The 12,115-nt window shown below is 65.0% G+C and carries 10 protein-coding genes; 6 read left to right on the top strand and 4 right to left on the bottom strand.

Annotation, left to right across the window (positions count from 1 at the left end; translation table 11 throughout):
• Window positions 1-107: 107 nt before the first annotated feature.
• From IP68_RS13130 to IP68_RS13105, 6 genes are all read left to right on the top strand, one after another.
• The gene (locus tag IP68_RS13130) at window positions 108-2,048 is read left to right on the top strand and encodes a M61 family metallopeptidase (protein WP_054135456.1); all 1,941 of its coding nucleotides are present in this window, start codon (window positions 108-110) and stop codon (window positions 2,046-2,048) included.
• 57 nt (window positions 2,049-2,105) lie between these two features.
• The gene (gene ppa / locus IP68_RS13125; RefSeq protein ID WP_054135455.1) at window positions 2,106-2,645 is read left to right on the top strand and encodes an inorganic diphosphatase; all 540 of its coding nucleotides are present in this window, start codon (window positions 2,106-2,108) and stop codon (window positions 2,643-2,645) included.
• On the top strand, window positions 2,645-2,983 hold the full coding sequence (locus IP68_RS13120) for a hypothetical protein (protein WP_069049588.1): 339 nt from the start codon (window positions 2,645-2,647) through the stop codon (window positions 2,981-2,983). Before ppa ends, IP68_RS13120 begins: the two co-directional genes overlap by 1 nt.
• Before the next feature lie 161 nt (window positions 2,984-3,144).
• Window positions 3,145-4,344 carry an ADP-forming succinate--CoA ligase subunit beta gene (gene sucC, locus IP68_RS13115; protein ID WP_054135458.1) on the top strand — a complete coding sequence of 400 codons (1,200 nt, stop codon included), beginning with the start codon at window positions 3,145-3,147 and terminating at the stop codon, window positions 4,342-4,344.
• A 288-nt stretch (window positions 4,345-4,632) separates the two neighbouring features.
• Window positions 4,633-5,382 carry an electron transfer flavoprotein subunit beta/FixA family protein gene (locus tag IP68_RS13110; RefSeq protein ID WP_054135454.1) on the top strand — a complete coding sequence of 250 codons (750 nt, stop codon included), beginning with the start codon at window positions 4,633-4,635 and terminating at the stop codon, window positions 5,380-5,382.
• Window positions 5,379-6,308 (top strand): electron transfer flavoprotein subunit alpha/FixB family protein, encoded by a 930-nt coding sequence (locus IP68_RS13105; protein ID WP_054135453.1) that lies wholly within the window; start codon window positions 5,379-5,381, stop codon window positions 6,306-6,308. The genes IP68_RS13110 and IP68_RS13105 overlap by 4 nt, the downstream gene beginning before the upstream one ends.
• A gap of 173 nt (window positions 6,309-6,481) precedes the next feature.
• On the opposite strand, the gene purH is transcribed toward IP68_RS13105, so the two are convergent.
• From purH to IP68_RS13085, 4 genes are all read right to left on the bottom strand, one after another.
• Window positions 6,482-8,071 (bottom strand): bifunctional phosphoribosylaminoimidazolecarboxamide formyltransferase/IMP cyclohydrolase, encoded by a 1,590-nt coding sequence (gene purH, locus IP68_RS13100; RefSeq protein WP_054135452.1) that lies wholly within the window; start codon window positions 8,069-8,071, stop codon window positions 6,482-6,484.
• 5 nt (window positions 8,072-8,076) lie between these two features.
• Complete coding sequence (locus IP68_RS13095) at window positions 8,077-9,927, bottom strand: heparinase II/III family protein (protein WP_082382356.1); 1,851 nt, start codon at window positions 9,925-9,927, stop codon at window positions 8,077-8,079.
• The gene (gene rpe, locus IP68_RS13090; protein WP_054135451.1) at window positions 9,924-10,586 is read right to left on the bottom strand and encodes a ribulose-phosphate 3-epimerase; all 663 of its coding nucleotides are present in this window, start codon (window positions 10,584-10,586) and stop codon (window positions 9,924-9,926) included. Before rpe ends, IP68_RS13095 begins: the two co-directional genes overlap by 4 nt.
• A 95-nt stretch (window positions 10,587-10,681) precedes the next feature.
• Complete coding sequence (locus tag IP68_RS13085; protein WP_054135450.1) at window positions 10,682-11,968, bottom strand: RsmB/NOP family class I SAM-dependent RNA methyltransferase; 1,287 nt, start codon at window positions 11,966-11,968, stop codon at window positions 10,682-10,684.
• Window positions 11,969-12,115 lie beyond the last annotated feature (147 nt).

The following is a 12,115-nucleotide window of genomic DNA, read 5'->3' as shown; positions in this document are numbered from 1 at the left end:
CCCCCCCCTCGCAGCCGTGGACACCCCTCCGTCAGTCCTGCGGACTGCCACCTCCCCTTGCAGGGGAGGATTTGAAGGGAAGAACCGCTCAAAAAAGGGTCGAACACTTGCGTCTTTTCCTCACCGCTTCCTGCCTCGCGCTCTCGCTGGCCGCCGCGCCTGTTTTCGCCCAGAACAGTGCGCCTCAGCCGCAGCCGATCGTGGATATCGTTCCCGCAGCGCGCGACATCGCCTTCCCAGGGGTGATGACGCTGGAGGTGGATGCGACCGATATCGACCGCGCCATCTTCTCGATGAAGCAGACCATCCCCGTGCCGCCAGAGGCGCGCACGGCGGGGCGTTTCACATTGCTCTATCCGCAATGGCTGCCGGGCAATCATGCCCCGCGCGGCGAGATCGAGAAGCTGGTCGGCCTCAAATTCTCGGCCAATGGCAAGCCGCTCGCCTGGCAGCGCGATTCGCTCGACGTGAACGCCTTCCACATCACCGTGCCGTCCGGCGCGCGCGAGGTGGTGGCGAATTTCCAGTTCGTCAGCCCCACCGCGGCCAACCAGGGGCGCGTCGTGGTCGCGCCCAAGATGATGAACCTGCGCTGGAACAACGTCTCGCTGTATCCGGCGGGCTATTTCGCGCGCAACATTCCGGTCGATGCGATCGTCACCTGGCCCACCGGCTGGCAGGCGGGCAGCGCTATGCGCGCCAAGCGCAGCTCAAACAGTTCTGGCGGCGCGAAGATTGCCTATGAACGCGTCGATTTCGACACTCTGGTCGACAGCCCGATGTTTGCGGGCGCGCATTTCAAGAGCTGGCCGCTGTCCGACAAGGTCACGCTCAACGTCGTTGCCGACGCGCCCGAATTCCTCGCAGCCACCCCCGACCAGATCGAGGCGCACAAACGGCTGGTGGCCGAGGCCGAGCACCTGTTCGGCGTGCGGCACTATGACCGCTACGACTTCCTCCTTTCGCTGTCGGACGAGATGAGCGGAATCGGCATCGAGCATCATCGCAGCAGCGAGAACGGCGTGGGAACCGGCTATTTCACCGACTGGGCCAAGGGTCCGGGATCGCGCAACCTGCTGCCACACGAGATGACACACAGCTGGAACGGCAAGCACCGCCGTCCGCAGGGCATCTGGGCGCCCGACTTCCGCCAGCCAAGCCGCGACGACCTGTTGTGGGTGTATGAAGGGCAGACCCAGTTCTGGGGTTATGTGCTGGGCGCGCGCTCCGGATTGTTCAGCTATCAGGAGACGCTCGACGCCTTCGCCAACATCGCTGCCGGGCTTGATCGCCGCACCGGGCGCGAATGGCGGCCGCTGGTGGACACCGCGCACGATCCGATCATCGCCGCGCGCCGCCCCAAGGGGTGGGCGAGCTGGCAGCGCAGCGAGGATTACTACAACGAGGGCATGCTGGTGTGGCTGGAAGCCGACCAGATCATCCGCCGCGAATCGGGCAACACCCGGTCGCTGCAGGACTTTGCGCGCAGCTTCTTTGGCGGGCGTGAAGGCGACTGGGGCGTGGTGACCTATGAACTGCCCGATGTCGTTGCCGCGCTGAACGCGGTCCAGCCCTATGACTGGCAGGCGTTCCTGCAGAGCCGCGTCTATCAGGTGACCACAGAGGCGCCCAAGCAGGGTCTGGTGCTGGGCGGCTATGAACTGGTCTATGTCACCGAGCCCAGCGCCTATATCAGATCGGGCGAGGCGGCGTCGGGTTCGACCGATCTGAGCCATTCGATCGGGCTGGTTGTCGAGAAGGACGGCAAGATCGCGCAGGTCATCTGGGGCAGTTCCGCCTTTGATGCCGGGATGACGGTGGGCGACCAGATCACCGGCGTTGGCGGGCGCGATTATTCGGCCGAGATGCTCAAGGCTGCGGTCGCGTCCACCAGCCAGGGCGGCAAGGTCGAACTGCTGGTCAAGCGCGGCAAACGCTACCGCGAAACCACGCTTTCCTATACCGGCGGCTTGCGCTATCCGGCGCTCCGCAAGACGGGGCAGGGCGAAACCGGCCTTGACCGGCTGCTTGCGCCGCAAACCCGCTGAACGCTGAAGAACGGGCACGTCGTTCAGCGGCAAACCAGAACAAAGGCCTCCATCCTTATGCTTATCGATCAGATTCCGACCGGCAAGAATCCGCCGAACAACGTCAACGTCATCATCGAAGTGCCCACGGGCGGCGAGCCTGTGAAGTATGAGTTCGACAAGGCCTCGGGCGCGCTGTTTGTCGACCGCATCCTGCACACGCCGATGCGCTATCCTGCCAACTACGGCTTCATCCCGCACACGCTGTCGCCCGATGGCGATCCGCTCGATGCGCTGGTGATTGCGCGTTCGCCGTTCATGCCGGGCTCGGTCGTGCGCGCACGTCCGATTGCCGTCCTGAACCTGGAAGACGAGCATGGCGGCGATGAAAAGGTTATCTGCGTCCCCGACACCGCGACCTTCCCTTATTACACCGATGTGCGCGAGAAGGACGACATGCCCGACATCGTGTTCGCGCAGATCGAGCACTTCTTCACCCACTACAAGGACCTGGAAGCCGAAAAGTGGGTGCGAATCGGCAAATGGGGCGACGCTGCCGAAGCGCGCCAGGTGATCATCGAGGCGATCGAACGCGCCCAGCAGCACAAGGCAGGCTGATGCGGCTCGGGGCAGGGACGCGCCGCACACTGCCGCCCATGCGGGCGCTGGTGGCAGGCGTCGTCTCTGCCGCGTTGCTGGCAGGCTGTGCGACGCCCGAGGCGCGCACCCGCACCGCGCTCGAGAGAACCGGGCTCAGCCGTCCGGTCTCCGCCTGCATGGCAGGGCGCATGGTCGACCGGCTGTCGCTGGCGCAGCTCCAGCGGCTGGGCCGGCTGGGGCGCCTTCAACGCGCTGGCGACTTTGAAGAATTCCTGCGGCTTACCCGCGCCTTGCGCGATCCGGAGATCCTGGCGGTTGTCAGCTCGTCCGGGCTGGTTTGCACAGTGCGCAACTGACTGTCGCAACACACAGCTCTGCTCAAGCGATTGCAGGGTTTCCTTTAGGGCGCGTCTATGCTTTAGCGCCCCTCACAACCGTTCATCGACCGCTTAATGGCCTGGTGTCGACCGCTTGTGAGTCGCACGCCCGGCCCGCTCAGAAAGGCATGGGATCCTTCATGAACATCCACGAATATCAGGCCAAGGAACTGCTCGCGAAATACGGCATCGGCATCCCCACCGGACACGCCGCGCTGACCGTCGAAGAGGCCGTTGCAGGCGCTGAAAAGCTCCCCGGACCGCTCTATGTCGTCAAGGCGCAGATCCACGCCGGTGGACGCGGCAAGGGCAAGTTCAAGGAACTGGGTGCCGATGCCAAGGGCGGTGTCCGCCTCGCCAAGTCGATCGACGATGTCCGCAAGGACGCCGGCGAAATGCTTGGCAACACGCTGGTGACCATCCAGACCGGCGATGCGGGCAAGCAGGTCAACCGCCTCTACGTCACCGATGGCGTTGATATCGCTGCCGAATACTATCTCTCGATGCTGGTCGATCGCAAGACCGGCCGCGTCGCGATGATCGTCTCGACCGAAGGCGGCATGGACATCGAGACCGTTGCGCACGACACTCCTGAGCTGATCACCACCATCACCATCGACCCGGCACAGGGCTTCATGCCGCATCACGGCCGCGCCGTGGCGTTCGCGCTCAAGCTGTCGGGCGATCTCAACAAGCAGGCTGCCAAGCTTGCCCAGCAGCTCTACACCGCGTTTATGGACCTCGATTGCGCGATGCTCGAGATCAACCCGCTGGTCGAAACCAAAGACGGCAAGCTTCTGGTGCTCGACACCAAGATGAGCTTCGATTCGAACGCGCTCTATCGCCACCCCGATGTCGAAGCGCTGCGCGACGAGACCGAGGAAGACCCGATGGAGGTCGAAGCCAGCAAGTATGACCTCGCCTACATCAAGCTCGATGGCGATATCGGCTGCATGGTCAATGGCGCAGGCCTTGCCATGGCGACGATGGACATCATCAAGCTCAACGGCATGTTCCCCGCCAACTTCCTCGATGTCGGCGGCGGCGCGAGCAAGGAAAAGGTGACCGCGGCGTTCAAGATCATCCTGTCCGATCCTGCCGTGAAGGGCATTCTGGTCAACATTTTCGGCGGCATCATGAAGTGCGACATCATCGCCGAGGGTATCGTTGCAGCGGCCAAGGAAGTGAACCTGTCGGTGCCGCTCGTCGTGCGCCTGGAAGGCACCAACGTGCAGCAGGGCAAGGACATCCTGGCCAACTCGGGCCTGCCGATCGTCAGCGCCGACAATCTGGGCGACGCTGCCGAGAAGATCGTCGCACAGGTCAAGCAGGCGGCTTGATGCATGTGGCCCCTCTCCCTTGACGGGAGAGGGTTGCGAAGACTTGGCGCTGCAAGCGCCTAGTCGAAGCTGGGAGAAGGTGAAGCGGCGGCAGCGTTGTGTTGCAACCGCCGACCCTCTCCAATTCCGACTTGGCAGTCCTTCGACACGATCAGGACTGCCAAGTCTCCATATCCTCTCCCGTAAAGGGAGAGGAGGGGAGCAGCGCTTCCACCAGCGACTGCACCACTTGACGTTTACGTGAACGGAAACTAAATCTGTCTCACGATCATTAGGGAAGGAAGCGCCATGAAGATCCTTGTGCCCGTGAAACGGGTTATCGATTACAACGTGAAGCCGCGCGTGAAGGCGGATGGGTCGGGTGTCGACCTCGCCAACGTCAAGATGAGCATGAACCCGTTCGACGAAATCGCCGTCGAAGAGGCGCTGCGCATCAAGGAAGCGGGCAATGCGGAAGAAGTCATCGCCGTGTCGGTCGGCCCTGCCAAGGCGCAGGAAACGCTCCGCACCGCGCTCGCCATGGGCGCCGATCGCGCGATCCTGATCGAGACCGACGAGACCGTCGAGCCATTGGCGGTTGCCAAGCTGCTTGCCAAGGTCGCTGCGGAAGAGAACCCCGGCCTGATCCTGCTGGGCAAGCAGGCGATCGACGACGACAGCAACCAGACCGGCCAGATGCTCGCAGCCTTGCTCGGCTGGGGCCAGGCGACCTTCGCCAACACCGTTGCGGTGGAAGGCGACAGTGTCACCGTCGCCCGCGAAATCGATGGCGGCCTGCAGACGGTCAAGCTCAAGACACCGGCGATCGTCACCACCGACCTTCGCCTCAACGAGCCGCGTTATGCTTCGCTGCCCAACATCATGAAGGCGAAGAAGAAGCCGCTCGATGTGAAGACCCCGGCGGATTACGGCGTGGATATCGCTCCGCGCCTGACCACGCTCAAGGTCACCGAGCCGCCGGTGCGCAGCGCCGGGATCAAGGTTGCAGATGTCGACGCGCTCGTCGGCAAGCTCAAGGAAATGGGAGTTGGCGCATGAAGACGCTCGTTTGGGTTGAACATGACAATGCGGTCATGAAGGATGCAACGCTGGCTGTCGTCACGGCGGCCGGCAAGCTGGGTGAAGTGCACGCGCTGGTCGCAGGCTCGGGCTGCGCGGCGGTTGCCGATCAGGTCGCCAAGGTCGCCGGTATCGCCACCGTCCACCTCGCCGACGATGCCTCGCTCGCAAATGGCCTGGCTGAGAACGTCGCGCCGCTCGTGGCGAGCCTGATGGCCAGCCACGACGCGTTCCTCGCGCCCGCTACCACCACCGGCAAGAACATCGCCCCGCGCGTTGCTGCTCTGCTCGACGTGATGCAGATCTCGGACATTCTCTCGGTCGAAGGCCCCAAGACCTTCACCCGTCCGATCTATGCCGGCAACGCCATCGCTACGGTCGAATCGTCGGACGCCAAGCTGGTGATCACCGTGCGCGGCACCGCGTTCGAAAAGGCCGCGACCGAAGGCGGTTCGGGCACGGTCGAAGCGGTGGGCGGAGCATCGGACTCGGGCCTGTCGACTTTCGTCAGCGCCGAGATCGCCAAGAGCGAGCGTCCTGAACTGACCAGCGCCAAGATCATCGTCTCGGGCGGTCGTGCGCTGGGTTCGGGCGAGAAGTTCGAGGAAGTCATCACCCCGCTGGCAGACAAGCTGGGTGCCGGCATCGGTGCGTCGCGCGCTGCGGTCGATGCGGGCTATGTCCCCAACGACTATCAGGTCGGCCAGACCGGCAAGATCGTCGCTCCCGAAGTCTATGTCGCGGTCGGCATCTCCGGCGCGATCCAGCACCTTGCGGGCATGAAGGACTCCAAGACCATCATCGCCATCAACAAGGACGAGGACGCCCCGATTTTCCAGGTCGCCGATATCGGCCTGGTCGCGGACCTGTTCACCGCGGTTCCGGAGCTCACCGGCAAGCTCTGAGCTGCGGCTGGTTTCTGAAAATACGAAACCCCGGCGGGCAACCGCCGGGGTTTTTGTTTGCAGGTTAGGGTGGAGGCGACACCTTCGACAGGCTCAGGTTGAGCGGATGAGGCTAGATGACCCGGTCTTCTGGCGTCCGCTGAGCCTGAGCCCATCGATAGCTCCGGCCGCCATCAATGCCGGAAGTGGCGCATTCCGGTGAAGACCATCGCCAGGCCTGCCTCGTCGGCGGCCGCAATCACTTCGTCGTCGCGCATCGATCCGCCGGGCTGGATCACGGCCGACGCGCCTGCCTCGACCGCCGCAAGCAGGCCGTCGGCGAAGGGGAAGAACGCGTCGGATGCGACCGACGATCCCTTGGTGCGCGGTTCGGACCAGCCATAGGTCTGCGCCGCCTCGATCGCCTTGGCACCCGCGATACGCGCTGAATCGCGGCGGTTCATCTGGCCGGCGCCGATGCCTGCGGTCGATCCGTCCTTGGCGTAGACGATGGCGTTGGACTTCACATGCTTGGCCACGGTCCAGGCAAACAGGCAGTCGGTCAGCTCCTGATCGCTCGGAGCGCGCTTCGTCACGACCTTGAGGTCGTCGCGGGTGATCCGGCCATTGTCGCGCGACTGGAACAGCGCGCCGCCCGCAATGGTGCGCAGGCCCATGCCGCCGCGCGCAGGGTTGGGCAGGTCACCGGTGAGGATCAGGCGCAGGTTCTTCTTCTTGGCGAACACGGCCTTGGCGGCGTCATCCGCATCGGGCGCACAGACGACTTCGGTGAAGATGTCGCTGATCGCTTCGGCGGTCGGGCCGTCGAGCGGACGGTTGACTGCGATGATGCCGCCGAAGGCCGAGACGCTGTCGCACTGCAAAGCCGCCTTGTAGGCGCTTACGAGATCGTCGCCGCTCGCAACGCCGCACGGATTGGCGTGCTTGACGATCACCACGGTGGGCGGGCCATCGCGGAATTCCGCGACCAGCTCGAGCGCGGCGTCGGCGTCGTTCAGATTGTTGTAGCTCAGCTCCTTGCCCTGCACCTGGCGGTGGTCGGCGAGCGATCCGCCCGGCGCGAAGGCGGGCAGGTACAGCGCCGCGCTCTGGTGCGGGTTTTCGCCATAGCGCAGCGCCTGACCCTTGCGGAAGGGCACAGAGAGCTTTTCGGGGAACATCTCGCCCTGGTCGGCAAAGGCGAACCAGCTGGCGATCATCGCGTCATATTCTGCCGTTGCGGCATAGGCCTTGGCGGCCATCTTGCGGCGGAACGCGAGGGTGGTCGCGCCGTTTCCAGCCTCCATCTCGGTGGTCAGCGTCGCATAATCGGCAGGATCGGTGACGATGGTGACGAAAGCGTGGTTCTTGGCCGCAGAGCGCACCATGCTGGGCCCACCAATGTCGATATTCTCGATGATCTCGTCGCGCTCGGCGCCCTTGGCGACGGTCGCGGCGAAGGGGTAGAGGTTGACCACCACCAGATCGATCACGCCGATGCCGTGCGCCTGCATCGCGGCGACATGGCTTTCATTGTCGCGCACCGCGAGCAGTCCGCCGTGCACCATCGGGTGCAATGTCTTGACGCGGCCGTCCATCATCTCGGGGAAATCGGTGATTTCCGAGATGTCGCGCACGGCAAGCCCCGCATCGCGCAGCGCCTTGGCGGTGCCGCCAGTCGACACCAGTTCGACGCCTTGCGCGGCAAGGCTTGCCCCAAGTTGCGCCAGACCGCTTTTGTCCGAGACGGAAAGCAGCGCGCGTTTGATCGCAATATCAGTCACTTCGGTTATCCCATATGCTTGAGCAGCCAGCCATAATTGCCACCGCCGCTGGACACGGATCCGGCAAGCACGATCTGCTGGCTGGGCTGGATTTGCCCGCGGTCATCGACCCACAGGCTTTCTTCAAGAGTCACGCTGGCAGATGCCGAGCGGAATTGCCACAGCGAGCCATCGGCGATGCGCAGGAACACGCCCATGCCATCACTCGCCAGGTGCGCCTCGACATCCAGCCCCAGATGGAAGCGGATCGCGAACGGCATCTCGGAAGGCTTGCTGCGACCGAAGCCGCGCTTTGCGGCGGGCAGCAATACATCCTCGCCGCGCAGTTCGCGTCCGTCTGAGCGCAGGACCAGCAGGCGGCGATGGGTGAGGCCATAACGCTTGGCATAGCCGTCATGGCTCATGTCGAGGCGCACCGCATCGTCGGTATCGCGGCGGTCGAGTTCGACCAGCCCAACGCCCTTGCCGAGCTGGCCCTTGGGCAGCACCGCGGTGCTGTTGGTATCGTCGAGGCACAAGGTCGAATGCGCGGCGGTGGCACGCAGCCCCCGGCTCAGCGATGCAGGAATGTCGGCAGGCAGCACGCCCGCGCCGCCGCAATTGACGATGATCCGGTGCGGGCCGTGGCTCATCTCGAAGGCGAGGGTGGAGGCACAGCCGGTGACCGCGTGCCGCGCCATCGGCGGGGTTCCGGCATCGACCAGCACCACCGTGCGTCCGGCGGGAATGCGCTGGAAGCCCCAGTGCCGTGCCTGGCGCAGCGGGCGCGAGCGGACGCCGGTGGCGCGGATCAGCGTGGTCATCGCCTCTGCGGGGATCGCGGCTGAACCCTGCCAGCTGCCCAGCGAGCCATCATGATGGGTCAGCCCCTGCAACGCCGGAACCGCACGCCCCAGCGCCAGCTCGATGATCGGCGACAGCAATTCGTTGCGCGCGGCATAGACCGACTTGAGCATCGCCAGCACGCGGATGGCCTCGATCTGCGCCAGCGGCGAGCGCGACAGCGCGCCGCCATCCTCACCCATGAAGGTTTCGATCGCGCGCTTGAGGCCTGCCTCGCCGAAGATGCGGCGCGGCTCGCCATCCGGGAGCAGCAGCGCGGCTGCGACCACGCCTGTCCATGCGGTCAGCCTTGCCAGCCCCTCGGGTGCCTTGTCAGCGACATGGTCGAGGTGCCGCGCGGTGCTGGCAAAATTGCGCAGCACGCGCGAGCGGTACACCAGGTCGCTGCTCGACAGGATCAGAGGCGCGTGCGCCGCGCAGTTGAGAATGCGGCGCGCGGCGATGTCGGCGCGCCAGGCGGGATCGGAGACGGTTTCCAGATGCGCGTCGAGCCAGTGATCGACCAGCGACTCGGCAATCGGAACGCAGGTCTCGCGCGGGGCTGCAGCGGCAAGGTCGCGCAGCCAGGCGAAGCTGTGAATATAGTCGAGCGCCTCGTCGGGTGCCTTGAGGCTGGCATAATCGAGCTTGGCGGTGGGAATGCGCGCGCCTGCGATCTGGAAATGCCCCGCGCGGATCGCCTTGCCGCGCCGCGCATCTCCGGTGAACGGATCGTCGGGCGCGGCCAGCAACCGCAGCGGCGAGCGGCCCTTGAGCCGCAATTTGTGCAGCGGGGTGCGCCAGGTCAGCCGATAGAAATAATGCACCACGCTCTCGGTAAGCGAAAGGCCGCGGTCGTTTTCGAGCCGGATGAGCTGCTTGCGCTCGCTTTGCGCATCGGATTCGCTGGCGTGGATCAGGTCGGGTCGGGTTTCTGTCACATCGCTGCCTATCATCGGCAACTGCCGCTCGGATTCGCTGGCCTGGGCAGCAAGGGCGCCTGTCCGGCGGCTATCGGACAGGGCATCGGTCATTGGCCTTTGAGCGCCCGGATGTTGGCAGCATACTGATCGGGCCCGCCCCTGAACGTCGCGGTGCCCGCGACCAGCGCATTGGCACCTGCATTGACTGCTTGGGGTGCGGTGACGGTGTCGATGCCGCCGTCGACTTCCAGATCGATATGCCGCCCGGTCTTGGCGATCATCTTGGCGATCGCCTCGATTTTGCGCAGCTGGCTGGAGATGAAGCTCTGCCCGCCAAATCCGGGGTTGACGCTCATCACCAGTACCAGATCGACATCATCGATCAGATAATCGAGCATCTTGGCCGGAGTCGCGGGATTGAGCACCACGCCAGCCTTCTTTCCGAGCGACTTGATCAGCTGGACGGTACGGTGGATGTGCGGGCCGGCCTCGGGATGGACGGTGATGATGTCCGCACCGGCATCGGCAAAGGCTTCGACATACTGGTCCACCGGCGAAATCATCAGATGGACGTCGAACGGCTTGGTGGTGTGCGGGCGCAGCGCCTTCACCACGGCAGGGCCGATGGTGATGTTGGGGACGAAGTGCCCGTCCATCACGTCGATGTGGATCCAGTCGGCACCCGCAGCATCGATCGCGCGAACCTCTTCACCCAGACGCGCGAAATCGGCGGAGAGGATCGACGGAGCTATCAGTGGGGGCTGCGACATAGGCTTAGGCGCTTAACCCTCAACATCTGGTGGGGCAAGGTTTGTCCGCAGGCTTTTCCACATGATTTGGCCCATCACCGGACAGGCGATGCAATTTATGCCGTGCGGCGCAGCCTGGCCATGAAGAACCCGTCGAGTCCGCCTGCCTCGGCGAGCATACCGGGCAGCGTGCGCACCCGCCCGAGGGCGTCGGGCGCGACTCCTGCCGGCAGCTCGTCGGCGCGGACCGGATCGATCGCAAAGCGGCTGTCGGCGGCAAGGAACTGGTCGATTACCGCTTCGCCTTCCTCTGGTTCCAGCGAGCATACGGCATAGATCAGCACGCCGCCGGGCTTGACCCAGTTGGAGGCACGATCGAGCAATACCGCCTGCTGTTCGGCGCGCTCCTCGATATGGCGCGGCGCGATGCGATAAAGCACGTCGGGGTGGCGGCGGAAGATTCCGGTGGCGCTGCATGGCGCATCCAGCAGCACCGCATCGGCCTGCTCGTCGGGGCGCCATTCGAGCAGGTTGGCGGTGACGGTCTGCGCCTCCAGCCCGGTGCGCTTGAGGTTCTGGCGCAGGCGGCGCAGGCGTTTTTCGGAATTGTCGAGCGCAGTGACATTCCAGCCGGCGGCGGCCAGCTGCATGGTCTTGCCCCCGGGCGCGGCACACAGATCGAGCACGTGCCCGCCCCGGCTCGTGCCCAGCAGGCGCGCGGGCAGGCTCGCCGAGATGTCCTGCACCCACCAGCCGCCCGCTTCGAAGCCGGGAATCAGTTCGACAGCGCCGCCACGCTCCAGCCGGACATGGCCTGGCATCAGGCTGATGCCGCCGAGTTCCTGCGCCAATGCATCGGTTCCGGCGGAGTCGGCGAGCGCCAGATCCAGCGGCGGCGGGGTGCCCAGAGCAACGCCTGCGGCCTCGACCATGCCATCGCCCCAGGCCGCCTGCCAGCGATGCGCGGTGGCAGGCGGAAGCTCGGGCGCGGGCAGGGTGACACCTGCGCGCATCAGGCTGCCGAACACGCCATGCGCCAGCTTGCGCGGACCGCCCTGCAGCAAGGGCAGCGCTGTGGCGATCGTCGCATGCGGCGGGGTTTCCAGCACCAGGGTCTGCGCGAGCATGATCCGCAGCACCATCCGCGCCTTGGCATCGTCGGCCAGCGGCAGCCGGGTCATGCTGTCGATCAGCAGGTCGAGCCCGGGCAGATGCCGCAGCACTTCGCCGGCGATCGCCATCGCGAGCGCACGGTCGGATCGCTCATCGATCCCCTGGCACGCCGCATGCTGCGCCGTATCCAGCGACTCGCCGCGCCGCATGACGGCATCGAGCATGCGCAGGGCGGCCTGGCGGGCGGGAAGGCCGGGGGTGGCGTCGGGAGCGGGGGTGCGGTTGGTCATCGGGGCGCGTTAGGCGCAAATCGATGCTGGGTTAAGCCCATAATCAAATCCTCTCCCAGCTTGTTGGGGGAGGGGGACCGCCCGCGCAGCGGGTGGTGGAGGGGTGGCGGGATAATGATCCCGCTCAACCGCTGTTCCATCTCGCTT

The sequence above is a fragment of the Blastomonas sp. AAP25 genome (genome assembly GCF_001295965.1).
In the GTDB taxonomy this organism is placed as follows: Bacteria; Pseudomonadota; Alphaproteobacteria; order Sphingomonadales; family Sphingomonadaceae; genus Blastomonas; species Blastomonas fulva.
The sequence above is the reverse complement of the archived record's forward strand: the minus strand, read 5'-3'. Positions and strand labels throughout refer to the sequence as shown.

Coding starts and splice junctions, on each gene's coding strand:
- ppa (WP_054135455.1), top strand. CDS start 2,106: ATGCTTATCGATCAGATTCCGACCGGCAAGAATCCGCCGAACAACGTC.
- IP68_RS13120 (WP_069049588.1), top strand. CDS start 2,645: ATGCGGCTCGGGGCAGGGACGCGCCGCACACTGCCGCCCATGCGGGCG.
- sucC (WP_054135458.1), top strand. CDS start 3,145: ATGAACATCCACGAATATCAGGCCAAGGAACTGCTCGCGAAATACGGC.
- IP68_RS13110 (WP_054135454.1), top strand. CDS start 4,633: ATGAAGATCCTTGTGCCCGTGAAACGGGTTATCGATTACAACGTGAAG.
- IP68_RS13105 (WP_054135453.1), top strand. CDS start 5,379: ATGAAGACGCTCGTTTGGGTTGAACATGACAATGCGGTCATGAAGGAT.
- IP68_RS13095 (WP_082382356.1), bottom strand. CDS start 9,927: ATGACCGATGCCCTGTCCGATAGCCGCCGGACAGGCGCCCTTGCTGCC.
- rpe (WP_054135451.1), bottom strand. CDS start 10,586: ATGTCGCAGCCCCCACTGATAGCTCCGTCGATCCTCTCCGCCGATTTC.
- IP68_RS13085 (WP_054135450.1), bottom strand. CDS start 11,968: ATGACCAACCGCACCCCCGCTCCCGACGCCACCCCCGGCCTTCCCGCC.